The sequence below is a fragment of the Chitinophaga sp. W3I9 genome (genome assembly GCF_050434025.1).
In the GTDB taxonomy this organism is placed as follows: domain Bacteria; phylum Bacteroidota; class Bacteroidia; order Chitinophagales; family Chitinophagaceae; genus Chitinophaga.
The window spans coordinates 6,493,728-6,520,286 of record NZ_JBNPWC010000001.1 but is presented as its reverse complement, the minus strand read 5'-3'; the positions used below and the strand labels follow the sequence as shown (position 1 = coordinate 6,520,286).

The 26,559-nt window shown below is 44.2% G+C and carries 19 protein-coding genes and 2 tRNA genes; 13 read left to right on the top strand and 8 right to left on the bottom strand.

Annotation, left to right across the window (positions count from 1 at the left end; genetic code table 11):
* Positions 1 to 296: 296 nt before the first annotated feature.
* Both QFZ51_RS26520 and QFZ51_RS26515 read right to left on the bottom strand, forming a co-directional pair.
* Positions 297 to 1,532, bottom strand: coding sequence for a FecR family protein (locus QFZ51_RS26520; RefSeq protein ID WP_429050447.1), 1,236 nt, complete (start codon positions 1,530 to 1,532; stop codon positions 297 to 299).
* A gap of 84 nt (positions 1,533 to 1,616) precedes the next feature.
* Complete coding sequence (locus QFZ51_RS26515) at positions 1,617 to 2,216, bottom strand: RNA polymerase sigma factor (protein WP_429050446.1); 600 nt, start codon at positions 2,214 to 2,216, stop codon at positions 1,617 to 1,619.
* 323 nt (positions 2,217 to 2,539) lie between these two features.
* On the opposite strand from QFZ51_RS26515, the gene QFZ51_RS26510 reads away from it, so the two are divergent.
* The 4 genes from QFZ51_RS26510 to QFZ51_RS26495 all read left to right on the top strand — a co-directional run bounded on the left by QFZ51_RS26510 (position 2,540) and on the right by QFZ51_RS26495 (position 5,933).
* Positions 2,540 to 3,058: a hypothetical protein gene (locus QFZ51_RS26510; protein WP_429050445.1), complete on the top strand. Its 519-nt coding sequence runs from the start codon at positions 2,540 to 2,542 to the stop codon at positions 3,056 to 3,058.
* An 11-nt stretch (positions 3,059 to 3,069) separates the two neighbouring features.
* Positions 3,070 to 3,894 carry a hypothetical protein gene (locus tag QFZ51_RS26505; protein ID WP_429050444.1) on the top strand — a complete coding sequence of 275 codons (825 nt, stop codon included), beginning with the start codon at positions 3,070 to 3,072 and terminating at the stop codon, positions 3,892 to 3,894.
* Between the two features lie 181 nt (positions 3,895 to 4,075).
* Positions 4,076 to 4,897 (top strand): sugar phosphate isomerase/epimerase family protein, encoded by an 822-nt coding sequence (locus QFZ51_RS26500; RefSeq protein ID WP_429050443.1) that lies wholly within the window; start codon positions 4,076 to 4,078, stop codon positions 4,895 to 4,897.
* A gap of 151 nt (positions 4,898 to 5,048) precedes the next feature.
* Entirely contained in the window at positions 5,049 to 5,933 is an 885-nt protein-coding gene (locus tag QFZ51_RS26495; protein ID WP_429050442.1) for a helix-turn-helix domain-containing protein, read from the top strand.
* A 32-nt stretch (positions 5,934 to 5,965) separates the two neighbouring features.
* Here the strand turns inward: QFZ51_RS26495 and QFZ51_RS26490 are convergent, their stop codons facing one another.
* On the bottom strand, positions 5,966 to 6,859 hold the full coding sequence (locus QFZ51_RS26490; protein ID WP_429050441.1) for an AraC family transcriptional regulator: 894 nt from the start codon (positions 6,857 to 6,859) through the stop codon (positions 5,966 to 5,968).
* A 377-nt stretch (positions 6,860 to 7,236) separates the two neighbouring features.
* Between QFZ51_RS26490 and QFZ51_RS26485 the strand changes: the two genes are divergently transcribed.
* From QFZ51_RS26485 to QFZ51_RS26470, 4 genes are all read left to right on the top strand, one after another.
* Positions 7,237 to 10,374 carry a SusC/RagA family TonB-linked outer membrane protein gene (locus QFZ51_RS26485; RefSeq protein ID WP_429050440.1) on the top strand — a complete coding sequence of 1,046 codons (3,138 nt, stop codon included), beginning with the start codon at positions 7,237 to 7,239 and terminating at the stop codon, positions 10,372 to 10,374.
* A gap of 11 nt (positions 10,375 to 10,385) precedes the next feature.
* Positions 10,386 to 12,164: a RagB/SusD family nutrient uptake outer membrane protein gene (locus QFZ51_RS26480; protein ID WP_429050439.1), complete on the top strand. Its 1,779-nt coding sequence runs from the start codon at positions 10,386 to 10,388 to the stop codon at positions 12,162 to 12,164.
* Between the two features lie 186 nt (positions 12,165 to 12,350).
* Positions 12,351 to 15,329, top strand: coding sequence for a glycosyl hydrolase (locus QFZ51_RS26475; protein ID WP_429050438.1), 2,979 nt, complete (start codon positions 12,351 to 12,353; stop codon positions 15,327 to 15,329).
* 64 nt (positions 15,330 to 15,393) lie between these two features.
* Positions 15,394 to 16,218 (top strand): phytanoyl-CoA dioxygenase family protein, encoded by an 825-nt coding sequence (locus QFZ51_RS26470; RefSeq protein ID WP_429050437.1) that lies wholly within the window; start codon positions 15,394 to 15,396, stop codon positions 16,216 to 16,218.
* Positions 16,219 to 16,333: 115 nt separating this feature from the next.
* Here the strand turns inward: QFZ51_RS26470 and QFZ51_RS26465 are convergent, their stop codons facing one another.
* Positions 16,334 to 18,823 carry a hypothetical protein gene (locus tag QFZ51_RS26465; protein WP_429050436.1) on the bottom strand — a complete coding sequence of 830 codons (2,490 nt, stop codon included), beginning with the start codon at positions 18,821 to 18,823 and terminating at the stop codon, positions 16,334 to 16,336.
* Positions 18,824 to 19,132: 309 nt separating this feature from the next.
* Between QFZ51_RS26465 and QFZ51_RS26460 the strand changes: the two genes are divergently transcribed.
* Positions 19,133 to 19,333: a hypothetical protein gene (locus QFZ51_RS26460; RefSeq protein ID WP_429050435.1), complete on the top strand. Its 201-nt coding sequence runs from the start codon at positions 19,133 to 19,135 to the stop codon at positions 19,331 to 19,333.
* 164 nt (positions 19,334 to 19,497) lie between these two features.
* On the opposite strand, the gene QFZ51_RS26455 is transcribed toward QFZ51_RS26460, so the two are convergent.
* The 3 genes from QFZ51_RS26455 to QFZ51_RS26445 form a co-directional block, all read right to left on the bottom strand.
* Positions 19,498 to 19,583, bottom strand: a tRNA-Leu gene (locus QFZ51_RS26455).
* A gap of 17 nt (positions 19,584 to 19,600) precedes the next feature.
* Positions 19,601 to 19,673 (bottom strand) — tRNA-Gly (locus QFZ51_RS26450).
* A gap of 116 nt (positions 19,674 to 19,789) precedes the next feature.
* Positions 19,790 to 20,623 (bottom strand): RHS repeat domain-containing protein, encoded by an 834-nt coding sequence (locus QFZ51_RS26445; protein WP_429050434.1) that lies wholly within the window; start codon positions 20,621 to 20,623, stop codon positions 19,790 to 19,792.
* Between the two features lie 143 nt (positions 20,624 to 20,766).
* On the opposite strand from QFZ51_RS26445, the gene QFZ51_RS26440 reads away from it, so the two are divergent.
* The 3 genes from QFZ51_RS26440 to QFZ51_RS26430 all read left to right on the top strand — a co-directional run bounded on the left by QFZ51_RS26440 (position 20,767) and on the right by QFZ51_RS26430 (position 23,202).
* Positions 20,767 to 21,747 carry a DUF3667 domain-containing protein gene (locus QFZ51_RS26440; protein WP_429050433.1) on the top strand — a complete coding sequence of 327 codons (981 nt, stop codon included), beginning with the start codon at positions 20,767 to 20,769 and terminating at the stop codon, positions 21,745 to 21,747.
* A gap of 9 nt (positions 21,748 to 21,756) precedes the next feature.
* On the top strand, positions 21,757 to 22,536 hold the full coding sequence (locus tag QFZ51_RS26435; RefSeq protein ID WP_429050432.1) for an enoyl-CoA hydratase-related protein: 780 nt from the start codon (positions 21,757 to 21,759) through the stop codon (positions 22,534 to 22,536).
* Positions 22,537 to 22,677: 141 nt separating this feature from the next.
* Positions 22,678 to 23,202: a hypothetical protein gene (locus QFZ51_RS26430; RefSeq protein ID WP_370907999.1), complete on the top strand. Its 525-nt coding sequence runs from the start codon at positions 22,678 to 22,680 to the stop codon at positions 23,200 to 23,202.
* Between the two features lie 41 nt (positions 23,203 to 23,243).
* On the opposite strand, the gene QFZ51_RS26425 is transcribed toward QFZ51_RS26430, so the two are convergent.
* Positions 23,244 to 25,529, bottom strand: a complete 2,286-nt coding sequence (locus QFZ51_RS26425) for a Tex family protein (protein ID WP_429050431.1) — start codon at positions 25,527 to 25,529, stop codon at positions 23,244 to 23,246.
* A gap of 251 nt (positions 25,530 to 25,780) precedes the next feature.
* On the opposite strand from QFZ51_RS26425, the gene mazG reads away from it, so the two are divergent.
* Positions 25,781 to 26,551: a nucleoside triphosphate pyrophosphohydrolase gene (gene mazG / locus QFZ51_RS26420; protein ID WP_429050430.1), complete on the top strand. Its 771-nt coding sequence runs from the start codon at positions 25,781 to 25,783 to the stop codon at positions 26,549 to 26,551.
* Positions 26,552 to 26,559: the final 8 nt, after the last annotated feature.

Here is a 26,559-nt window from a genome sequence, read left to right as displayed (position 1 = left end):
ATCCACAAAAAGCAGTTTTTGTCATACCTTTGGAACTGTTTTAGGTGCTTAATAAGCAGTCTGTGCAGACTTTGTTTTGAATGTTACCTAAACTACCCGGCCAATGATGTTTCCCCATCATTGGCTTTTCGTTTTGAGTAAGGAATTGTATATGCTGGCCCTTTTAAGAGGGAATTGCCGGGATAATTATTCAGTATATTCATCGTCCGGAACAGGTGATCCACGTATACACGGATCTGTTCCGGTGGTTGGCTGCCGGCAAAGTATATATCATATTTCGGCTGACAGGGATTTATTTACTTTTCTCCTATGACCAATGTTCTGTTCTTCAGTTCCACATGCAGGCCGAATCCCTGCAGAAAGCGAATCAAATCAGTTAATTGAACGCCCCTGTCCATTTCTCCTTTCAATTTCCTTGTTGGAATAGCTCCTTCATATTTAACCTCAATATCGTACCATCGTTCAATATCTTTCATGATGGATTGAAACGGCCTGCCCGTGAAGTTGAAAATGCCCTTCTTCCAGGCTAGCACCTGTTCCAGGTCGGCGCCGGAATTAATGGTGATGGTGGTGGTGTTATCCGGCTGTAAGGCTTGCTGACCAGGACGCAGCGTTACCGCCTGGTACGTAAGCTGCCGGTCGGATGATGCAGCAGCTATATTACCCGCCAACACCCTGACCTTACCCTCCAGTAGTGTGGTGGCAATGGTACCTTCGTTGGTATAGGCATTGATGTTGAAACTGGTGCCTAACACTTCAACGGTGGTTTGCCCGTCAACATCCACGATGAAAGGCATTTTGGCGTTTTTCGCCACTTCCATATACACTTCACCTTTTACTTTTACTTTTCGCTCATTCCCTGTAAATGCAGCCGGGAAGGTAATAGCACTTGCAGCGTTAAGCCATACGGTTGTACCGTCAGGAAGCGTGAGGCGGTATTGCCCGCCGCGGGGCGTGGACATGGTATTCATCATCACTTTGCCTTCGGAGTGCCCCTTCACATCGTAAATAATTTCACCGTTGGCTGTTTTAACAACTGAAGAATTACCCTGTTGGGCAATGGCGCCTTTGGCAGCGCTGTCTAATGTGATAGCTCTTCCATCTGACAAAGTCAGCAACGCCTTATTTGATCCGGGTAGAATATCATGATTGGGCATTACTTTTCCTTTTACGAAATCCCCTGCCGTCTTTTTGGAGGTCGTATAAAGATAAGTACCGGCGCCAAACAGCATCAATACCGCAGCGGCCCAGCCCCATTTCTTCAGGGAATGTATACGAGGTACAGGACGCGCATCTGGGAGGGATTGGTCAGCATAAATCCTGGCGGTCACCCCCTGTTCAATACGGGCAATTTCCTGCGAAAAATCCTGTTGATTGTTTTCCCATAGTGGCCAATCCTGGTCCAGCATCCGCGCTACCATGTCCTTATTAGCCGGATCTTTGAGCAGGTCAGCGAACACAATACGCTCCTCTTTGCTCAGGTTTCCCTGGGCGTATCTGTCAAAATAATATGTCAGTTGCTCTTCAGTCATTGTAATCAGTAATAAAGACCCGGTTTAAAGAGGGGTAGGACGGGTCGGGAATAAAAAAAATCTGGTAATTATTTAATCGTCTCTTCACAACAGGTTAATTAACGCCCATAACAGGGTGATAATGATCCCGGCATTTCTTTTTAAATAAGTTCGCAGGAAGACTAATGCCTCCACCATATGCTCTCTCACCGTACTTCTCGAAATCCCCAACCGAGCGGCAATTTCCTCGTACGTTAACTGTTCGTTGCGACTTAACAGGAATACTTCTTTGCGTCGTGGTGGCAGGGATTCAATGGCCTGCCCCATAATGGTGGCCAGTTCTTTAGTCTCCAGGTCTGTTTGAGGATTGGTCAGCGCCAGATCGATTTGAGCCACATCCGGAGCAGCTGTTTCTAATAATCCGCGTTCAAACTGGGAGTTGACGCAGTTCCGGGAAACCACATATACATAGCCTGAGAAATTGCTGATATCCGGTAATTTGTGCCTGTTTTTCCAGAGGCGCAGGAAAACATCCTGGGCCACTTCCTCGGCCAGTTGAGGCGATTTAAGCCAATAAAGCAGGTAGGGATAGATTACCTGGGAGTACTTTCTGACGATGCGACTAAATGCCCGTTCATCCCCCAGTGCAACCAGTTTCAGTGTCTCCCGCTCATCCGGTTCCGTATTTAAATTGTTGTTGCTCAATCCTATACCGTTAACAGTTCGTCTTAAAAAATAATTTTGAAAATATGAGCTTTCGCAGGAGGGTATATCAAAAATGTCTGAACAGTTGCTGTGACGCAATAATTTAGATGCCGGTTTCTTCCGGGTAATGCGCCGGACTATAATTTTTCCTATCGCTCAATATGCGAGCACACGACTTAGTGAACGAAAATAGTTAATAATTTTTAGATTGGTCATTATCTTCTATCGGGGAAATGAGGCTGGGGATGGGGATGTTTGGTAAAAACTTTTAAATGCTTAAATAAAATTTTAATGTTAAAATAGAGTTTATTTTTCAAAAAGCTATGAACAGAATTACATTAAAACCATTAGAAGGAATTATCATAAATGAAAGTAAAATAAGCTTTGGTCAAACAAAGAACGATCTTATAAATTTACTTGGCAGCCCGGACTACGAGGATGAAAATCAGGTTTTTTATGAAAATCTGGATGTTAGGTTTGATCTTGATAAGAATGGCTTATTGGAATTTATCGAATGTCAGGGACCCTATTCCGGAAATTCCGAATTCAATATTTATGGTATCAGCCCTTTCAAACTTCCGGCTAATGAGCTTGTAACTTTGCTAACAAATGAAAATAACGGAGAAATTGATGACTTTGAAGTACCGTATAGTTATTCTTTTTTAGAAATCTCTGTTGGAGTTTGGAGAGCAGCTGTTCCCACTGATATAGCGGCTGCTATTGCTGAAATGAAAGCAGATGGCTCATATGAAGCAGCAAAGGAGGTAATGGATCAGGATCTGGAAAAATCAGGACATTTTTGGACGATGGCTGTTGGAAAGATTGATTATTATAGAATATAAGGTCTAAGCATATGGAGCAGAAAAAAATAATAAGCAGTTTTAAAAAACAGATAGATAAGACGAAAAAAGAAGGCGTAAGTCAGGAAGAAATCCATCAATATTATGATCTGATAAAGCAAAGCATCCAGGACGATATCAAAGACGGTTTTAAGGAAACAATTGCACGGAATCTCACAATAGGAATTGGAGTGCATTCCGGCGAATATCCTAAACATTTGATCTTGAATGATAAAAAAGAAGGATGGATGTTCATCACCCGTTATCTGTTGTGGCAGCAGCATATTTTACAAACCCTTTTTTCTTATAAAGAAGTAACGTCAAGATCAGTAGGGCCAATTATCGGCTTAGCAGTTCTTTGGGATATGAACGATCTTGCGAAGCGCTCGAGAGACTATTTCCAATGGCTGTTTGAGGAGGATAAGGGAAAATATGAGCAAAAGGAAACGCATCATTTATTCATGGCGATCTTGTATGATTTAAACAAAACAAAAGAAATCAATCAGCAGCTGTATGCAGCTTTGCCGGAAGGGAATATTTATAAAAAGTTTTTGGATAATTGGTCAACAACAGATGAAAAGCTATTAAGCGAATTGTTGTTGGAGCTTTGTGATTTTCATATCTACAGCTCATTGGATTTAAAAGATAAATTCTCCGAGATCCTTTCGTTAAATTATATTCCATATGAAATCAGATTGATTGAAAAAATCAGGGATGGGCAGGGACTGATGAATGTTGAGATCGATCACCCGTTATTGAAAACGCAATTAGCGGATATCCCTGTAGCTGCTTATGAATGGGATCTGTCAAAAGACGAGGTGTATCAGTTTGCCGTTTAATAAGATCGATCCACAACAATCATGCTGCCTATCGTCACAGTTGTTCCCCAAAAATGTCAGAAAACACAAAAAAAATCTCATTTATGTTTCTTCACCGCTGACTCCACCACCTATTTTTGTAAGCTAAAGCTCTACCCTATAGAAGCAATTTCTTATAAATACAAAGCCTTTAGTTGATAACATGCAGATAAAAATCCTTTGTACGCGATGGGGCCACGAAAACATCCCCGTAGAAGCTTTTCTCGAAAAGGTAATATCCGCAGGATATGACGGCGTGGATTCCTGGCTACCCGAGAATAAAAATGACAGGAAGGTATTTATCAAACGTAGCAAAGAACTGGGATTACCAATAGTTGTGCAACAGCATCAGGCGGAAGGTGCGGATATACAAGCCTTTTGCAGGAGCTTTGAATATCATCTGAATGCGGCAATGGAATGTGAACCGGTAATTATTAATTCGCATTCAGGAAGAGATTTCTTTACGATCAATGAACAACTTGCCGTTATTGATGCGGCGGAAAATTTTTCAGCGGGGAATAATATTGTTATCGCGCATGAAACGCACCGGGGAAGAATTGGATTCAGCCCGGGCAATGCGAAAGAACTGTTTAAGCTAAGACCTTCCATGAAAGTAACCGCCGATTTCTCACACTGGGTTTGTGTTACAGAAAGCTATCTTGAAGGATTCAAAGAAACGGTTGACGAAGCAATCAGGCGCACCGTACATATACATGCCCGTGTGGGGTTTCCTGAAGGACCGCAGATACCTGATCTGCGACTGCCGGAATGGGCCGAGCCGCTGAACTACTTTACCGGCCTGTGGTCCGGGATCATCCGGGAAAAGGAAGCCGAAGGCATATCCCTGCTTACCATTACAACGGAGTTTGGGCCACCGCCTTATATGTGGACTACTTCGCCGGGTAATACCCCGGTAGCTTCACAATGGGAAGTGAATTTATTTATGATGCATCTGCTGAGAGATATAATTGCTCCACAACAATAACCCTCATGTATTCAGCTCCACATTATTTTACCTGCTAACGTATTTTTGCTAACTTTATCTCTTAACACGTTATGCTGTGTTGATCGGCGGCAGTATTTCCCGCCTTTAATAACGCCGGTTGCCACCAATACTTAAGAGAAAAGATAATTCAATGGGCAATAACTTTTTTAAATATCTGAGTACAAGTCCAGTCGAGGAGAAATGGGGAATTTATGTAACTACGGTGGGGTATTCAAAAGTAACACCGAATGAACGTTATCCTAAAGAAGAACATCCCCAAAGCCATCAGCTTACATGGAACAGGGGAAGGATTCTGACGGACTATTACATGATATTTATTTCAAAAGGAAAAGGAACATTCTGTTCGGCATTAACGGAGCCGGTGGAAATTGAGGAGGGAACCTGTTTTTTTCTTTTCCCGGGAGTATGGCATCGTTACAGGCCGGATATCCGCTCGGGATGGGAAGAATATTGGATTGGCTTTCACGGGTACTATGTTGATCAACTGATGAAACAAGGCTTTTTTGATCCCAATCAGCCATGTATCAAAACAGGGCTGGATAGAGATATGCTGGTATTATTTAAAAAGATGATTGATGTTGTAAACGCCTCGCTTGTAGGTTACTCACAACAGATTGCGGGTTTAACACTTCAGATACTCGGTTTGGTCAATACCATATCGCTAAGTAAACAATATGATCATAGCCCGCTGGAAAAGGCAATAACGAAAGCAAAGTTCCTGTTACAGGAATCACTGGAGCACCCTGTAGATATCCCGGAACTTGCCCGGCAATTGCCTATGGGATATTCTGCATTCAGGAAGAATTTTAAGGCAGTAACGGGGCTGTCACCTAATCAATACCATTTAAATTTACGCATAGATAGGGCAAAAGAACTGCTTGAATCAACATTGCTTAACGTGGAGGAAATCGCAGATCAAACAGGGTTCGACAGCATTTATTATTTCTCCAGGATCTTTAAGAAGAAAGTTGGCCTTTCTCCTAATACTTATCGTAAAACATTTGCCGTTGAATGAAACGCCGTTGCAGGTAATTATGTTTCATCGCTTTATTTGCCTTTTATCTTATCGCGGTATTCACCGGGCGATAATCCCGTTTTTGATTTAAAGAACGTTACAAAATAACTGGCAGACTCAAAGTTCAGGTGAAAGGCAATTTCCTTTACCGGTAATATCGTACTGGCCAGCAATTCTTTTGATTTCTGCAATTTTATTTCAAGTTGATATTGTGCGGGTGAAAATCCTGTATACTGTTTAAATACTCTTCTGAACCAGGAATAGCCTATGTTTAGCGTTTTAGCGATGGATTCGGGAGTAACATTATCACCGGTTTTTTCGCGCATCATCATTCTTGCTTTATCAATCTGAGCGATGATGGCTTTATCTCTGAAAGAGTTGTTTTTCTCAGCGTAAAAGATGAAGCCCAACAGCAGGCTGGTAATGCCGGAAAGTACCTGCTGGTAGGCCATTTTCTGGTAATTGGCTGTTTCAATACCCTGGTTGAACAAAGCCACAATCTGTTCATTAAACCCCACATTATAGACCGGGCTTTTCCTGCAAAAGAAAAGATTACCGGTTAACTGTTTCATATAACTACCATTAAAACCCACCCAGTATTCATTCCATCCTTTGCCTTTAAGCGGCCGGTAGGTATGCCATTCGCCGGGAAATAACAACAGGATAGTACCGGCAACGACTTTAGTTAGCTTGCAGCTTGCCGATTCAAATGAACCTTCTCCTTCTGTAATGTACAGCAGGATGTATTCCTGCAATACCCTTCCGGTATTGGGACTGAACCAATATGCCGAAGGATGGCTTTTAGGAGGGTAGTCACTATTGGGCGATATAACCTGGAAACCAATAGTAGTGGTGTATAATCCCCACAGTTCGTCTGTTTCATTTACTGTCAGGTAATTGACGTTTTGATTCCTTTTATTTTTCATTGGTGTGTCAAAAAGTTAAATGATTCCATCAGAATTTATCACTGCACCTTTTAGATTCAGGTTACTTTGCATTACCAACTTAATTGAAAAACAGGATAGATGATTACTGAAATATTAAAGTTCCGACTGACTTTAAATTGTTTTATGGCGGAAATTTTTGATAGAAAGTTTTCATATAAAAGTAGCACTTTTTGTGATGATATCAACGTTTCATTCCGGCTGTAGATCAGCAACCGGGGGTTAAATTCACGTTTGAAAAATTAATCTTTATGAATGCATCAACCACCTGTCGGCCTGCCGCCGCACAGCAGTAACCGTCATTTCTAAATTGTAAATAATTCCACTACCAGCGATGTTTAAAACCAAAATCTCATGTTATGTTAAACAAGCAATTTGATTCTCTATTGCCTATCAAAGCATCATTTTTATTGCTATTCCTTTTGGGCATCTCACAAATTTCCTTTGCTCAGCAAAAAATAGTGGTAAGCGGTAATGTTGTGTCAGACAGCAGTCAACCCGTTTCCAATGTATCTATAAGAATAAAAGGCGGGACTGCCGGTGGAACCACTGATGAAAACGGCTCCTTTAAGATTAGCGTTGCTAAGGGTGCAGTCCTGCTTTTTTCTTCTATAGGATATGAAGTGAAACAGGTAACAGCCATGAAAGATGGAGAGGTACTAACGGTGATGCTTACCCCAAGCAATGCCAGGTTAAATGACATTGTGGTGGTTGGATACGGAACCCGCAAAAAAGAAACACTGACAGGCTCCATTGCTTCTGTTAAAGGAAGCGACCTGGTTAAATCACCGGCGGGTAATTTCTCCAATTCCTTAGCAGGCCGGTTACCTGGTTTGGTGGCTATTACCAGAACAGGCGAGCCTGGAAATGACGGATCCACCTTAAGAATACGTGGGGCCAATACACTTGGCGATAATTCCCCGCTGGTGGTTGTTGACGGCATTGCCGGCAGAAGCCTGGAACGGCTGGACCCCGCCACCATTGAATCTGTTACGATCTTAAAAGATGCGTCTGCAGCGATATACGGATCACAGGCGGCCAATGGCGTTATCCTTGTCACCACCAAACGCGGCGCATCCGGTAAGCCCACCATTCAATTCTCCCTGAACCAGGGATGGAATACACCTACCGTTCTTCCCAAAATGGCGGATGCGCCCCTTTATGCAGAGTTACAGAATGAAATTTCCGCTGCTTATCATCCCGGCGACCCATTGCCTTATTCGGCAGAAGATATCCAGAAGTATAAGGATGGCTCTGATCCCTGGGGGCATCCCAATACGGATTGGTTTAAAGAAACAATCAGGAAAAATTCCCCGCAACGCTATGGCAACTTAACATTGTCAGGCGGCGCTGAGGCCATAAAGTATTTCATTTCACTTGGATCGAATTTTACCGACGGGATTTTCAGGGACGGAGCTACCAACTATTCGCAGACTAATTTTCAAAGTAATATTGACGCAAAAGTTACTAACAACATCCGTTTGAGTTTTGATGTGGTTGGGCGGCAGGAAAACAGGAACTATTCAGGCGGTGGCGCCAATGGGGGAAGCGCCGATCAGGCACAAAATGTTTTCTGGGCATTAAACAGGTCTTTTCCTACCTGGCCCGCGAGATGGCCTAATGGCTTGCCCGGACCGGATATTGAATACGGCGCTAACCCGGTAGTACTGGTTACAGATGCAACGGGGTACACCAAATCAAGAAGTTATATTTTTCAGAGTAATGTAAGGCTCGTGGTTACTATTCCATGGGTAAAAGGACTGTCGTTAACCGGTAATGCAGCAATGGACAGAACTATTGTCAGTACCAAACAATTCAGAAAGCCATGGTTCCTCTATACCTGGGATAAAACAAGTTTAGATGCCAATGGAACTCCGCTGCTGGTAGCATCCAAGAAAGGAAACACTGATCCGCGACTGCAACAGTGGATGGATAACAATTCTAATGTAACCCTCAATGCGCTGTTAAATTATGACAGGGTTTTTGATAAGCATGATATTAAAGTTCTTTTTGCGGCGGAACGTATTGCCGGTGATAACATGAATTTCTGGGCTTTCAGGAGAAACTATACCAGCGATATTCTTGACGAACTGGATTTAGGAAGTAATGAATTAAAAGATAATGGAGGATCATCCGGTGTGGCCCGCAGGTTAGATTATTTCGGACGACTAAGCTATGCCTATGACGCAAAGTACCTCGCTGAATTTGTGTGGAGGTACGATGGCTCTTATATTTTTGATCCGGCCGGCAAGCAATTTGGTTTTTTTCCAGGGATATCCCTGGGATACAGGATCTCTAATGAAAAATTCTGGAAAGATAATATCGCTTTTATCAATGAAATGAAAATGAGAGGCTCCTGGGGAAAAACAGGTAACGACCGGATAGGGCCCTATCAATACCTTACAACCTATGGCTACAATGGTGGTTATGTATTTAATGAAAATGTTCCGCAACAGGCGTTGAAAGCATTACGTATTCCAAACGCCGGGGTTACCTGGGAAGTAGCCAATCAATCCAATATCGGTGCTGATGTGGAACTGCTCAATAATAAATTAGCGGTAAGCGCCGATTATTTCTACAACCTGCGTACCAATATCCTGGCCTACCGAAACGCTTCTGTGCCAGGTTCTGCCGGATTAAGCCTGCCGCAGGAAAATATCGGGGAAGTGGTTAACAAAGGCTTTGAATTACAGGCATCATATCGCGGTAGTGCCGGCGATTTCAAATACCAGGTGTCTGCCAACGGCGCCTGGGCAAAGAATCATATCAGGTTCTGGGATGAAACACCCGGCGTGCCCGACTATCAGAAGTCTACCGGCAATCAGATGAACGCAAGATTGTATTACCAGGCAATAGGTGTATTCGCAGACCAGGCAGCGATTGATAAATACCCTCATTGGACAGGCGCCCGCCCCGGAGATATTATATTCAAAGATGTAAATAACGATGGACAGATTGATGGACAGGACCAGGTTAGAAGCAACAAAACTACCATACCAACATTTACCGGCGGGCTCAGTATCGATTTACAGTATAGGAACTTCTACGCAAATGTATTATTCCAGGGAGCGGCCGGTGCGGAAAGATCCTACCGGACTTTTTCCGGCGGGCCAGGTGTCGGGAATTTTATGTACAACCTTGTAAAAGACCGCTGGACACCGGAACATCCAAGTGCTGTTAACCCGAGAGTATGGGAGCGTGGCGGCGCATATTGGATGACAGATGGGGAACCTAATAATACCTACTTCGTTAGAAGCAGTGATTATTTAAGATTGAAAAACTTTGAGGTTGGTTATAACCTGTCATCCGGCATTGCGCAAAAAATAGGCATACAATCGCTGAGGATCTATGTCAGCGCCCTAAACTTTTTAACGTTTACAAAGATGAAGGATTTCGATCCTGAATCTCCTGACGACGCTCCAGGCTCCATATGGGTGAACAGTGAAGTATATCCATTGAACAAAACCACTAACGTAGGATTAACGGCAACATTCTAAAATCAAAGTGTATGAATTACAGAAACTCAAACTTAATATATATCACTATCGGGTTTATGTCACTGCTGCTAACATCATGTGGCAAAAGTTTCCTTGACACAAAACCTTCCACGCAATTTACAGAAGCGGATGTTTGGTCTGATCCCAACCTCATACAACTGAACATGAACAGCATTTATAACCAGAACCCCTGGTCGTTCTTCATGACTTCGCTGGCTGTAGATGAGGCCCGATGCTATGATGCAGGAAATGATTATAATATGAGCAACATGCTGATGTCGCCTGATAATGCAGGCTGGGGCGACTGGAACGGCAGGTACAGCGCTATCCGGGACTGCAATATATTCCTGGAAAATATAGACAAATTGCCGGATGATCAGGCGCTGATTGATGGCGTTACACTAAAAGACAGGTTGAAGGGCGAAGCCACTTTTTTCAGGGCCTGGTATTATCAGTTACTCATCAGTTATTTTGGCGGTGTACCCCTGGTTACGAAATCCTATAAATTAACAGACAACTTTTCCGCCGCCCGGAACAGCTATGCAGAGTGCGTGCAATTTATTTCCGGTGAATGTGATAAGGCGGCTGCATTATTACCCCTGGTGAATACAGGTGTCAACAAAGGAAGAGTAACAAAAGGCGCCGCTTTGGCGCTTAAATCAAGAGTATTGCTTTATGCGGCCAGCGATCTTCATAATACAACATTTTCCGGGTTTTCCAACCCTGAGCTCCTGGGATATGTAGATGGCGACAGGAAGCAACGCTGGCAGGCAGCCAAAGCGGCCGCTAAGGCTGTAATAGACCTGGGCATATATGGTTTGTATCAGCCCGGTCCTGCATCAACAGAGGAGGCTGTTCAGAATTATGAGGACCTGTTTATCTCAAAAAATAGTATAGAAGACATCTTTATTCGTTATTACAATGCCTCCGTAAGCCAGGGAGTTGACTACTGGCAGGTTTTCCCAAATGGATATGGCGGTATTGAAACAAACGGCGCCCCCAGCGAATTGGTAGACGCTTATGAAATGAGTGATGGCACTAAATTCTCCAGAACCAACCCTGCACAGAATCTCGAACCATATAAAAACAGGGACCCGCGTTTTTATGCTTCCATTTTATACGAAGGGGCAAGGTTCAGGTCAAGGCCATCCAGCTTACTGGCAGCCGATCCCGTAGGAGTTTTGCAGGTAGGTACCTGGGAAAAGTGGGATGCCGCCGCTAATAAAATCGTGTATACATATGGGTTAGATAGCAGGAACAGCGTGGTTTATGGAGGCGGTTATAATAATACCGGTACCTGTATGCTTAAATTTATAAACCGCAAAACCGATATGTATGTAAATCACCAGGATGACCTCACCTGGCGCTTCATCCGTTACAGTGAAATCATACTCAATTATGCAGAGGCCTGTATTGGATTGGGAGAGGAGGCGGAAGCACGCACCTACATTAATATGATCAGGAAAAAAGCGGCCATGCCTGATGTAATGGATGCCGGCGCAGCCTTGTCAGCAAGATACCGGAATGAAAGGCGTATTGAACTGGTGTACGAAAACCACCGCTTTTTTGACGTGCGCCGCTGGATGATCGGGCCGGAAGCCTATCACCCAATGCATGGGGTTAAGGTGGTGTACAAACTGAATCCCGATCATACAACTGCCACCATTCCTACTATTACCCCCGTGGAGATCACAAGTGGAAAGTGGGATAATAAGGCCTACTTTTTACCAATCGCAAGGAGTGAAATGAATAAGAACGATAAGTTAGTGCAAAACCCCGGCTATAATTAATATCGCGTGTAGCATTGATGGATTTCTATTGAAAATAATATTCATACCAGTTATTAACTCAAAACAGTAATGAAATATACATATCTGAACATCTTTTTTACCGGTTGGTTGCTGACAATTACTTTGAATATATCCGGGCAATCTGAATGGCAAAAAAAATATAGCGACCCCAAAACGGTTCAACAAATGTTTGTTAGCCCCCCAATGTTCTATGCTCCGCATACTTTCTGGTTCTGGGATGATACCATCAGGGATGATCATTTTACAGCTACTATGGCAGAGGAAATGATGAAGCAGGGACTGAACCCCGGATATGCACATCCCCGGGGTTCAATGGATCGCTTAAACCCGGCATTTTCTTCATTGCCATATAAGCAATACCTGGAAAAACCCTGGTTCAGCAGTTTCGGGAATGCTATGCAGGCAGCAAAGAACAAAGGATTTACCCTGGGTTATTGTGATGAATACGACTGGCCAAGTGGGCAGGCTGCAGGACGGGTATTAGCGCAGCATCCTGAGCTGGAGGCAAAATACCTGGATTGGAAACGGTATAAGGTAACGGGGAAATCGACCGTTTATTATGATTCAACAGATTTTGCCGTGGCAGGTAAAATAGCCGGCAATGCCATTGATGCCTCATCGCTGCGGATCATTGGAGAAGGAAGCCATTTCAAATGGACGGCGCCGCCGGGCGAATGGGTGGTGTATACTTACACAAAAAAATTCCATCCCGGAATTGACGGTGGGAAAGTTAACTATCTCGATCCCGGATTAATGAAAGTTTTTATCCCGCTTGTTCACGCGCAGTACGCCAAACATTTTGCAAATGATATGGGGAAAACAATTCCTGGCGTCTTTGTTGACAATGAAGGCGACTATGGCTGGCGGATGGCTTGGTCAGAATATCTTGCCAAACGGTATAAGGAAATGAAAAACCAGGATATCCGTTTATGGCTTCCCCTTTTGACAGAAAAAGACAACAACGGTTTGTTTGCAAAAGCCCGTTGTGATTGGTTTGATGTTGTTTCAGACGTATATAACAAATGTTACTTTGAGCCTTTGGTGAACTGGCTCAAACAATACAACATGTATTACATCTCCAATCTGTGGGAAGAATCATTGTTGTTACAAACTGCCGCCATGGGCGATTTTATGCGCGTTACAAGAACAGCAACTATGCCCGGAACGGATTGTCTTTTAATGAAATCGCAGGATGTTCACGATTTTAAAGAAGTGCAAACAGTAGCCGAATTGGAAGATCGTCCTTTTATGAGTGAAATTATGGGCGTTGCAGGATGGGAGCAAACACCCGCTATGATGAAAATGACTATTAATTCTATTACATCATTTGGTATTAACCACGTGGTGCCACATGGAATTAACGTTAACCGGAAAATTGAACAGGATCCGTATCCGCCGGATTGGTTTACCGAAAATCCATATTGGCCTTATTTGCATAACTGGACGGACTTTTCCAGGCGAGCTGCTTTTGTAAACAGGCAAAGTAAGCTTGTGGCGGATGTTCTCCTGGTAAACCCGCTTGAAAGTATCTGGGCAAATGCTGAAGGCTTTTTTACGCATGAGGAAAATTTTGGCCTGCTGGAAGGCAAAGAAGTCTGGGATACGCTTTCACTCGAGATCAACCAGGTGTATTCCGATGCTATGAGAGAATTAAATAAAAATAACATCGACTTTTTAATCGCTGATAAATATTACCTGGATAAAGGAAAAACAGGAGCCATTAGTAGCGGTGCAAAGATCACTATTAATGACCACAACTTTTCGGCGATCGTTCTCCCACCGGCTTGTGTTATTTCTCATGCCGTTTCAGGTAAGATACTTGAATTTGCTAAAAAGGGAGGCGTTGTGCTGCTCCTGGGTACAACACCAGAAGGATCGCCGGAGAAAGGCATGAAAGATGCGTTGATCATTAGCCAGATGAATGCATTAAAGCGGTTGCCCAATGTTATTGATCTGTCGGGAGACAAAGACAGGCTGAGTAAAATGGTTACTGCTTTGAATGAAAGGGTCCGGCCACAGATCCGGTTGGAGAACTCAGGCCGGCTCTACACTGCTCACAGAACTATTTCCAATAACCACTTTTACTGGCTTGCCAATAACTCCGATACCGTGAGAAATTTTTCAGCCTGGTTCAGGGATGGCGATGGCATGGCGCAGATATGGAATTGCGAAACCGGGGAACGTACACCCGTTGCATACATGAAGGAGAAGGGATATAACAAAGTAAAAATGACTTTACAACCTTACGAAGGTTATTGGCTTGTATTTGAGCCCGGAACAAGCGATATGAATCCATTGGTACAGCATGAATCTGATTTAAAAGAAATTAAGCTCGATGATAAATGGACCATCAGTTATCCGGGGAAAGACACTGTTTATAAAACCACGGCCACTTCATTCACGTTAGCCGACAACGGGTTAAGTGAAGATCTTATGTTGTTGGCATATAATGATTCAAAATGGAAGTATACCAGTTTTATGACAGCGAAAAAGCGGAACGGGGATGGGCAGAAGGATGAAATAAAGGATAATGATGCCACCGGTTACCGCTACTGGAGGGTCAATATACCAGTTGGTGCAAAAACAGTAGTGTTCCCTGATAATATGATTGGCACAACGGTTTGGATGGATGGCGCAAAAACAGACGTAGCGGCGGCGTCAATTGACTTGCCTGCTGATGCACGGTTGCTGTCGTTTGCAAGGTCCGTCAAAAGTGAGCAGACGCTGACTGCCCCGTTGAAATTTATTGTTGGCAGCAAAGCAAACTGCACCCTGCAATCCTGGTATGCCTATGGACTTCAGCAGTATTCAGGATATATTGATTATGAAATACCTGTTGTGCTGAAAGATGTAAATACCAGGACTTCTATAGATCTTGGTGATGTAAAATATATGGCGGAAGTGTTTGTAAATGATAAACCCGTTGGAGACCGGCTATGGGCGCCCTTTGTATTTGATATATCCAAGTACCTGCAGGAGGGAGAAAATAAAATAAGAATACGGGTCGGGAACCTGATGGTTAATGAAATGTGGGTGAAATCGGATCTGGGCAAGCTCCGCACCTGGGGCTGGGTAGGTGTGCCCGATTTTAGTAAATATGACGCTGGTTTGTTAGGCCCCGTTAAGTTAATACAGGTAAAATAATAATACTATGGGCTTACAGGCATTTGCCTGGTATGCCTGATATTTTTCAAAAAGTTGCAGCTATATGAACACGTTACTCACGCAAAAGCAGATTCAATCTTATCGGGAAGATGGATTTTTATTAATTGAGAACTTTCTTAACCAGGAAGAACTTTCCCATTGGCGGCAGGTTATTACGGAGGCCGTTGAACAGAGGGATGGCAGGAAAATGCCCGGCAGTGATAAAAAAATGGGGGAAGACGACGGGATCAATAAGGAAAGTGAATATTTTGGAAAGGTGTTTGACCAGATGATTAATATCTGGCAAACAAACGATGCGGCAAGGCAGATTATGCTTGATGAGAGATTGGGCAAAATGGCCGCAGAATTAGCAGGGTGGGATGGTACCCGGATCTGGCATGACCAGGTGCTCATAAAACGTCCCTGGGCCAATCCTACTTCGTGGCACCTGGATACGCCTTTCTGGTCGTTCACCGATAAGCGGGCACTATCAATATGGGTAGCTTTAGACGACGCTACAAATGAAAACGGTTGTCTGTATTTTATTCCCGGGTCTTATCATGAAACCGGTTTTGAAAACCAGGGTATCGGGAAAAATATGGATGCAATATTCCAGGTTTACCCGCAACTTGTAACTAGAAGCGCTGTTGCTGCACCCATGAAGGCGGGTAGCTGTTCTTTTCATAATGGTTTAACAATACACGGCGCCGGGGCCAATATGACCAATGGCTTCCGCCGAGCGATGACTTGCGCTTATATGCCTGATGGCGCTAGATTTAACGGCATAAAGAATATATTAAGTGATGCGCAGGTAACCAGGTTGAAAGTCGGGGATCTGCTGGATGATGATGCACAGAACCCGCTGATTTATACAGCCGGGGTTCAATAGGCCCATCAGGTAATGCTGATTCAAAGTACATTCCATAAACTGTGTAAAACATATAAAACCGGAGTTCTTTCAGGGCCCCGGTTTTATATGTTTATGTTGGATTGAAAGGAGGAGTTTAATGAGATGTTTTCCTGATGGAAAAGCTAACAGGCGTACTACAATGTTTATTCAGGGAAATGCTGCCATTGTTATTCGCCTGAAGCCGGGTAATATCTTTGTTTGTTACTACTTCATATTTTGAGCCTGGTTGCAATCCATTAATGGTGAATTGATAGTTGCCGTGTGATGAAATAGTCCATGCAAATACATCATTCTTCCACGAAGTAATTTTCATGTCAATACGGTTGCCCGGATCTGCACGAACCAGGAGTTGCGCAGTATCTTTATTACCAGGGTAGAACTTAAGCGTGTTCCCGCTTTTATCCGCACCAAAAGGTTCGCTGCTTTTTACAGAAAAGCTACCGGTGCTCATTAAATAATCATTAACGCTCAATTCAAGGTGATAAACGGTATGCCTGTGGATATATGAAAACTTCGTTCCGTTCAGGGTTTCAAGCATATTGGGTTCCAGCCCCATCCTGTTCCATTTTGGACGAAGGCCGTAAATATCCTTGTATAACGCTGTAATGCTGGTACAGATGCCAGCCAGGATATCATCCCCCAGTCCAAGTTGGGTTGTTCTGCTGTAGCGCTGGGAAGAGAGTCCGTCTTTTTTATACTGATCAAGGAGATGATTAATGAATTTAAGCGCAATGTGCTTATCATATTTCACATAGGCGTTGATACCAAGATATCCCCATGTTGGGAATATATCCCCGTTTTCATATTTAGGGAAAGGCCAGTTGCCATCGCTTACCTCTTCTCTTTTAAAGGAATCGAAGCAAAGCGGCCAGTGAAACAGGTGTTCTGCCGTTGTTCTTTGTTCTATCTGATCAAGAATAAGTTTTATTCGTTCCTTGTCGTCACACAATCCAAAGGCAATGGCAGCGAAATTTACAGGAGTAACCAGGTTATCGCCATGAATGGTGTTGTCTTTATCACGCCAGTACACATACTGTTGTTTGGCTGGCGACCAGAAGCCGCCTTCATCAACCGGCCTATTAAATGCACTTTTAAGACGGGCGGCTATCGCTGAATAATGGCCGGCCATTTTATGATTGCTTAAAATCGTTTCACATTTGGCCCATAGCGTTAATGCTTCGTATAATTGCGCATTTACAAAAGCGTTTTCAAAGCTTGCCCAAACAATGTCTAACCAGTCGCTTGCCTTTTTTTCCGCTACGCCGTTATTCATCATTTCATAGATCCCGTTGTTGTTGGAATCCCGTTTTATCAGCCAGTCCAGCGCCTTTTCACAGCTTGCTTGATGTGCACGCAGCCATTGCAGGTCACCATTCAACTCAAACAGTTCGCTTGTATTGATCACATAGCCCGTTTGTGAATCAATGGTATATCCCCACATGGCTTCATAATAGCCTGTTTGCGGGTTATACGTGCCGGGAATTTCATCGCCGGGTACATTATGCCAGCGGGATAACACACGACCATCGTTGAGGATCGCCTGATCTCTTTCCTGGTCCAATGTTGCCGCCAGGTTTTTTATATAGTGTGGATCATTCAATGCCATCCCGATCTGCGCAAAAAATGGCTCATGGAGACATTTCCAGTTGGTGAGCCAGCCATTTGCGCCTACTATATTGTTGTCTACCACGCCATACCGCCCGGTTGTATTTAAAAGCTCGCGTACTGCTGTTGCATCAATACCGGGAAGCGTTCCTCTTGCATATTCCTTATTGTAATCAATGTATTGTAGTTCCAGGCTTAGCTTTACGCGTCCTTTTTTTACCTGGAAGGGAGCAAATACATCGTACTTTTGTGATACGAAGCGGCTCAGGTGATGGCGTTGCTGCAATTCGGAGTCAGTTAGCAATTGTGTAAAAGTGAATTCGCCATTTTCGCTGTGGGAATATTTTGAAGCCATTTTATTTGCGCTTCCTGGTTGAGGCGATATCCTTAACGCATCTCCCGAATCAGCATTCCAGAATGTTACGCCACCTGTATGAACGCCATAGGTATCGTTAATTTGTTTTAGGTATTTGCACCAAACCATCCCGCCGTTATCAATAATTCCTCCTTTCCAAACGGATAGATCTGTAAAATTCCATTTTGGAAAGGCCATGTCTTCCAGGTCGGTTGTTGTGCTATAGTTGCGGGTAATATCCCAGGTTATTTTATCTCCTTTGCTGGTAAAGTCCCATGTTTCTTTAATTTGAAGCGCCCCGGTTCCATAGGTGATACCACTTAGCGATATGCCTTTCGGGGTATTTGTTATTTTAATATCGCCTGTTTGATCAGCAGATGAGGCGGTCCCACTTCCTGCAGTGATACCGGTGTATACACCCGAAGATGATATCGTATTTTTATTTTTCAGGTTTACCTGTTTAATAATGCATCCCTTTGAATAGTCAATCCTGATGGAAAGCTTTTGATCAGGAGTGGTAATTGTAATTATTTTGGAAGCCCGGTTGTGTAGGATACCATTTTGTGAAAAACATAGATCGGGGATCAATATGAAACTGATAATAATTGCTAATATTCGCGTCATAAACGGGATAGAATTGAACACCGGGAGCCCACTGGCATAACAGTGCTGGTAAAGATTGTTTGTAAAATTAATAATATCCTTCGGTTGGCCTGCCTGCACCAGCTAATTTACGTCCGAATATTAAGAGCGTTTTTATATGAAAGCGTTTTTTATTTGTACTTTTTGCCAGTTGCCGGCTGCCTGTATTTTGAGGTGTTGATGTGGTACTCCTATGACAGCAGCCTATTCAAAAGGTAGAAATAAATATTATCTGTATTACAGATGCCAGCATCATAAGAGCGATAATTTCCAGGTGAGAAATTGCATACTATGATGGAGCTTTTAAGTTTTTCTGAAAAACAGGTGAACCATATAGTTACTGAATGCAAGGACGGGCTAAAGGACCATTTCAAGAAAAGTTTAAAAATACTGCCAGAAGGAGAAAAACAACGAGAGAGAGTCGAACAGAAAATTCACAACCAGGAAGAGAAATGGATGAATGAACCTGAAAATGATTTATCAGAAAAGTAATCTTTAATTAAGAAGGTGTTCAAACATAATCTGGTGTTTAAAGCGAGGCTATATCGAACCGCTACTATCGAAGGAGTCTTCAGGTATAACGCATTGATTTTAAAAGAAAAAGGTCTCATCGATTTCGATGAGACCTCTCTTTCAGAAGTGTCACTCCTGAGAAGTACCCCGGAACGGAGTTGAACCGTCACTCGCATTGCTGCGAACGGGATTTTAAGTCCCGCGTGTCTACCAATTCCACCACCAGGGTCTGTAGGGAATAATCAGAGCGAAAGACCGGGCTCGAACCGGCCACCCCGACCTTGGCAAGGTCGTGCTCTACCAAATGAGCTACTTTCGCGTTATTAATAAGAACTTTTTTTGTTGGGATTGCAAAGATAGGAATCTTTTCGAAGCTGCAAAATTTTTTTAACGTTGAATTAAAATATTTTACGAATGCCTTTTTTTTAAACTGCATCAGGGATTCAGCTCATAGCCGTATTTCACCATCCCTAACAACTCTTTCCCTTTGCCATAGCACGTTTCACTCAAAGGTAATCCATTCGGCTGATATTCATACTGCCAGATTGTATACGACGACGTTTGTGCGTTAACGGTAGTCATCTTCACCAGCTTTCCCTGCGCATTATACTCAAAAATATAGTCCGGCAACATACGCTTCTTCGCAGGCTGATAACGGTACACATCTGTGAGCCGCCCCGCCTTGTCGTAGTTATAATAGATCTTCGTTCCACGACGCGTATCCAGCTCTTCAATCACATTCCCCGCACTGTCGGTTTTAAACGCTACCACCGTGGAGTCGCCGCCCTTACGCTGTATCAACTGCTGTAACCGTCCCGCCGTATCATAACGGTACGTCCGGCTTTCATCAAAACGAAGCTTACTATCTCGCGCAATGGAAGTGCTGCTGATATATTGCAGCCGCCCCCCTTCGTCGTAACGGTACTGCGTGGTAGTCACACTTGCACCGGAACTGTCTACTGTTCTGGTCAACTGCCCCTTCGCAGAAAACGTAGAAGTCATAGCCGAATAACCGGTGGAGCTGGACTGTGTCTGCGCCCTCATCTGCCGGTATGTGGGATTCAGGTTGCGTTCACAACGGAAGTCCCGGTCCGGCTGCATATCTGCATCCAGCGTCAGCACCTGCTGCGTTTTTACCTTGTTTTCCTTTAGCAGCGCCATAGTCGCTACGGTTTGCTGCGTGTTGTAAATGTCCTGGAAGTAATATTGACTAAAACCCCTGGCCGCAAATGCCAGTATACTCAGTGCCAGTAGGATCGTTTTCTTCATGCCCGTAAAATCGCTGATTTTTGAATGTTCAAAGGTAAAACGCAAAAATCATATTAAAATTTTTTAACCGGACTTTAACCGGCTATAATTCATCATTTCTTTTTTATCTTGCCTGCTGTTACAACCAAAAATATCTAAATCTCTTGAAATCACAACCTTTACGTAAGGAGAAAAATTGCCTGAACTGCGGCACAGAAGTCCCTGAACGGTATTGCACACACTGCGGACAGGAAAATACCGTACCACATGAAACATTCACCCACCTGGTTAAACACTTCGTGGCAGATATCTTTCATTACGATTCCCAGTTCCTCACTACCCTCAAATACCTGCTTTTCAGACCAGGATTCCTTTCCAGGGAATATATGGCTGGCAAAAGAGTACGCTACGTCAACCCGATAAAATTATACGTCTTTATATCCTTCGTTTTCTTTTTTGGCCTGTTTACATTGCAACACGGCAACGAAAAGGAATCCGGCGAATTCGTTACGGAACGCTCCCTGACCCAGGCAAACAATGGCGATACCGTGAAAACAGGCATTGAAACCCTGGACCAGGCGCTCTCTGATTCTTCTCCCACCAGTATAAAGAAGAATATGAACCGCTATCATACAGTGGAAGAATTTGATGCGGCGCAACGGCAATTGCCTGACTCGGAACGCCTTCACGGCGCAGAAAAGTCGGTATACCGGCGGATTATCGGCGTGCGCCAGAAATATGGAGAAGACTCCAAAAAGGCCATTATTGAAATGTTCAACCATAATGTGCCCAAGTTGATGTTTGTCCTGCTGCCGCTTTTTGCCCTGTTCATGACGTGGATGTACCGCAAGCAGAAAAAATGGCTGTATGCCGACCACGCCATTTTTGCCATCCACCTGCATTCCTTTAGCTTTATTATCGGCCTCACCGGGCTTCTCCTGGAATTTATTTTCCATAACGATATCTTTATGACCATAGGCTGGTGGATCATCTTCATTTACCTGGTGCTGGCGCTCTGGAACAATTACCAGCAAAGCTTCAGGAAATCCCTGCTGAAAGGCATTGTGCTGAGCATAGCTTATGGGATGTCAACAGGCATCGTATTCCTCATCTACATTTTACTGATGTTTATGATATTTCTTTAACTTTAAAAGATGCAACCGGAATTTATTATCATACACCAGCAAGTGGCGCCCTATGTTGCCCACATCCAATTAAACCGCCCAAAAGAACTGAATGCATTAAACCTGCAACTCATGGGCGAACTGAGAGATGCCCTCAAAGCCCTGGATGCGGACGATGAAGTACGGGTAATCGTTCTCAGCGGCAACGAAAAAGCCTTCGCCGCAGGCGCTGATATTAAACAAATGGCCGGGAAATCGGCCATAGACATGTATAATATCGATCAGTTCAGCACCTGGGACACTATAAAAAAAATAAAGAAACCCATTATAGCCGCCGTTAGCGGCTTCGCCCTAGGCGGCGGCTGCGAACTCATGATGCTCTGCGATATGATTGTAGCCAGCGAAACAGCCCGCTTCGGACAACCGGAAATAAAACTCGGCGTGATGCCCGGCGCCGGCGGTACACAGCGCCTTACCCGCGCGGTAGGAAAAGCCCTCGCCATGGAAATGGTGCTGACCGGCCGCTTTATTACGGCGGAAGAAGCACTCCGGGCCGGACTTATTAACCGTATCGTGCCCGTGGAACTGTTCCTGCAGGAAGCCATAAAACTTGCTGCGGAAACAGCCGCCATGAGTCCGGTAGCCCTTAAAATGGCCAAAGAAGCCGTTTTAAAAACTTTTGACACCAGCCTGGAAGAAGGATTACATTTTGAACGTAAAAATTTTTATCTTCTCTTTGCATCTGAAGATCAGAAGGAAGGCATGCAGGCGTTTATTGAAAAAAGACCTCCTGTATTTAAGGGCAAATAGCCCGGAACTTTATTGAAAACCATTATTTTTAATATGTGACTTGTTAACCTTCCACTGATAAATAATGCTGTTAACTGCCGGGAAAAGTGGTACCCGATAGTTGTTGTTCGCCCCCTTTAGTATCACAAAAAAAATTTAACCATGAGTGCGAGAAGGATTCCTGTTGCATCACTTTTATCGCTCACTATCTGCGCGTTTGCATGTAATAGCCCCGCCCAGAAAGTAAGGGCGATTGTACTGGCCGACCAGTCTAACCTGCCACCTACCGATACCATGATCGCTGGTGGCGATACTATTCAGACAGACATGGTCGCATCCTGGAACAGTTTCCTGCAATTCGATGGCAAATATGCCATGGAAAGCGGTCTTTTTGAAGCCGAGCCACTGAAAAGCAGGCTTAACGCATTGATAGGTAAAGCCCGCAAATCTTTTTTTGAAAGATTAAAAGTAACACCACCCATAGAAGTGGAAAATAAAATACTTTTTAACGAAGGATATATGCCCGGAAAATCAGGCTATGATGAAGCTGTTATTGCCATAGATATGGATCGGGACATCATTTACATCGGCTTCACCGTGAACAGGAGTCTCATGCTCTTCAGCGAAAAAGGAGATACCGACTACCCGGAAAAATTCCTGCAGTGGATGCAGAAATATGAACGCTGAAAGAAAGAAGGAAGACCACCGGCCTTCCTTCTTTCTTTATCTTAATTATCAAACTTATTCTTCAACGCGGCCAGCTTAGCCTGGAAGTCGTTCAGCGGCGCCTCTTTAGCCGCCGGCTTATTCACTTTCTTCTGCTGATGCGGCTGCTCGCCGCGGGGCTCCCTTCTGGCTCCCTGCTGCTGGGAACCGCCGCCACCGCCTTTCTCGTTGTCTTTCATCGATAAGGAAATACGCTTACGCGCCACATCAATTTCCAGTACCGTCACCTGCACCTTCTGATTCAGTTTAACCGCTTCATTAGGATTGCTGATAAATTTATTGGAGAGATGGGAAATATGCACCAGCCCATCCTGCTTTACACCAATATCCACAAATGCACCAAAAGCAGTAATGTTGGTCACCACGCCCGGCAACACCATCCCCGGCTTCACATCTTCCATCTTATGAATGCCTTCGGCATATTCAAAAATAGAGATCTCGTCGCGCGGATCACGGCTAGGCTTAGCCAGCTCCTTCAGGATATCTTCCAAAGTCAGTAAACCTACTTCGGCACTCACATAATCCTTCGGGTTAATTTGCTTGCGCAGCTCTTCTTTGCCCATCAGATCCTGTACAGTGCTGTGTTGTTTGGCCGCCATTTCCTTGATCAGGTCATACCGCTCCGGATGCACCGCTGAATTATCCAACGGGTTATCGCCATTCTCAATACGCAAAAAGCCCGCGCATTGCTCAAACGCTTTATCCCCTAAACGGTGCACTTTCTTCAGCTGCATACGGTTGCTGAATGCGCCGTTTTCTTTACGGTACTTTACAATGTTCTCCGCAAGGGAAGGGCCCAAACCGGAAATATACGCCAGCAGGTGCTTGGATGCCGTGTTCAGGTTCACACCCACATTGTTCACACAGCTCACCACCACACGGTCCAGGCTCTGTTTCAACGACGACTGGTTCACATCATGCTGGTACTGTCCCACACCAATAGCTTTCGGATCTATCTTCACCAGTTCGGCCAGCGGATCTATCAGCCTGCGGCCAATGGAAATAGCGCCACGCACTGTTACATCATGCTCCGGGAACTCCTCACGGGCCACCTCTGAAGCAGAATATACAGATGCGCCACTTTCATTCACCATAAACACATTGATCTTTTTGCCAAAATCAATCTTCTTCACAAACTCTTCTGTTTCACGGCCCGCAGTACCATTGCCCACAGCAATAGCTTCGGTATCATATTTAGCTGCCCACTTCTTCAGCAGGGCTTCTGCATCATCTCTTTTGTAATTTTTTTCCAGCGGGAAAATAACATCGTTGTCCAGCATATTGCCCTGGTTATCCAGCGCTACTATTTTACAACCTGTTCTGTAACCCGGGTCAATGGCAATAACGCCCTTTGGTCCCAGTGGCGCTGCCAGCAACAGCTGCCGCAGGTTTTCCGCAAATACTTCGATTGCTTCCTGGTCCGCTTTTTCTTTTGCAGCTGTCCGGAACTCATTCTCCAGGGAAGGACGCAGCAAACGCTTGTAAGCATCTGCCGCCGCTTTGGTTACCTGTTCTGCGGCCTTGCCTTTACCTGTCACAAATTGTTTGCTGATCAATGCATTGGCATCTTCCTCTACCGGCGCAATAGAGCTGAACAGGATACCCTCGTGCTCCGCACGCAATATTGCCAGCACCCGGTGAGAAGGCATCTCCCGCAGATCCTCTGAAAACTCGAAATAGTCTTTATATTTATCGCCTTCGGCTTCTTTTCCTTCTACTACTTTAGACGTTAGCTTGCCGGTATTGGCAAATAACTTACGCAGCTTATCACGGCACTCCGCGTTTTCATTGATCCACTCCGCAATAATATCACGCGCACCTTTCAACGCCTCTTCAGACGTAGCTACCTGCTCATTGATAAATGTTTCCGCCGCTGAAATATCACCGTCCTGCTGCTCAAACAACAGGGTAGCCAACGGTTCCAGGCCTTTCTCAATGGCCACTGTGGCACGGGTTTTACGCTTAGGCTTGTAAGGCAGGTAAATGTCTTCCAGCTCTGCCAGTACCCAGGTGTTTTCTATTTTGGATAATAACTCAGGCGTCATTTTTTCCTGCTCAGTGATCGTTTTGATAATAAAATCACGACGGTCATCCACCTCCTTATAACGCTTCTGCAGGTCTTCAATACGGCCTATCTGCACCTCATCCAGACTTCCCGTTACCTCTTTACGGTAACGACTGATGAATGGAACCGTTGAACCTTCAGATAACAGGGCCATGGTGTTTTCTGCCTGTTTACCGGAAATACCCAACTCCGATGAAATAAGCGCAATGTGTTTCGGATTCATAAATCAATACATTTTGGGATTTTTTGATTGCCAGATGCCGGTTTTGTAACCACAATAATTACAAAAATTACCATCTCCAAACCATGAAATCGCTACCATTTAATAGCTCGCAAATGTAACTAAAATGGCCTTTTTACCAAGAAAAAGTATTCCCCATTTTTACACGTCCGCATTTGGTTCTCCGGACCCGTTCCTGCCCGGAATCATCTATGAATATTAAAATCCCCAAATGATCCCTATTTTTACAAAATATGGAAAAGACAGCTACATTTGATCGCCTCCTGCAGATCATGGACGATTTAAGGGAAAAGTGCCCCTGGGACCGCAAGCAAACCATTCAAACGCTTCGTCAGCTCACCATCGAGGAAACCTATGAGCTGGCAGATGCCATCACCGATGAAGACTGGAAGTCCATCAAAGAAGAACTAGGGGATATCCTCCTCCATATCGTGTTCTACGCCAAAATAGGCTCGGAACAGCAAAAATTTGATATAAACGACGTGATAAACGGCGTATGCGATAAACTCATCCACCGCCATCCGCACATTTATGGCGATGTAAAAGCCGATACGGAAGACCAGGTAAAACAAAACTGGGAAAAACTTAAACTGAAAGAAGGTAAGAAATCCGTGCTCAGTGGCGTTCCCCTGTCGCTCCCCGCGCTTGTAAAGGCCATGCGCCTCCAGGAAAAAGCCAAACAAACCGGCTTCGAATGGGATAATACCGCACAGGTGTGGGATAAGGTAAAAGAAGAAGTAAATGAACTGGAAGCAGCAGTGAGCAGCGGGAATATAAATGATATGGAAGATGAATTCGGCGACGTGATGTTCTCTTTGGTGAACTATTCCAGGTTCCTTAATATCGACGCGGAAAATGCCCTCGAACGCACCAATAAAAAGTTCCAGCGCCGCTTCCAGGCAATGGAAGTACTGGCACTGGAACAGGGCCGTACCCTCAACGATATGACCTTAACGGAAATGGATACACTCTGGAATAAGGTGAAAGCCACAGAGCAATTATAAATAGTTCC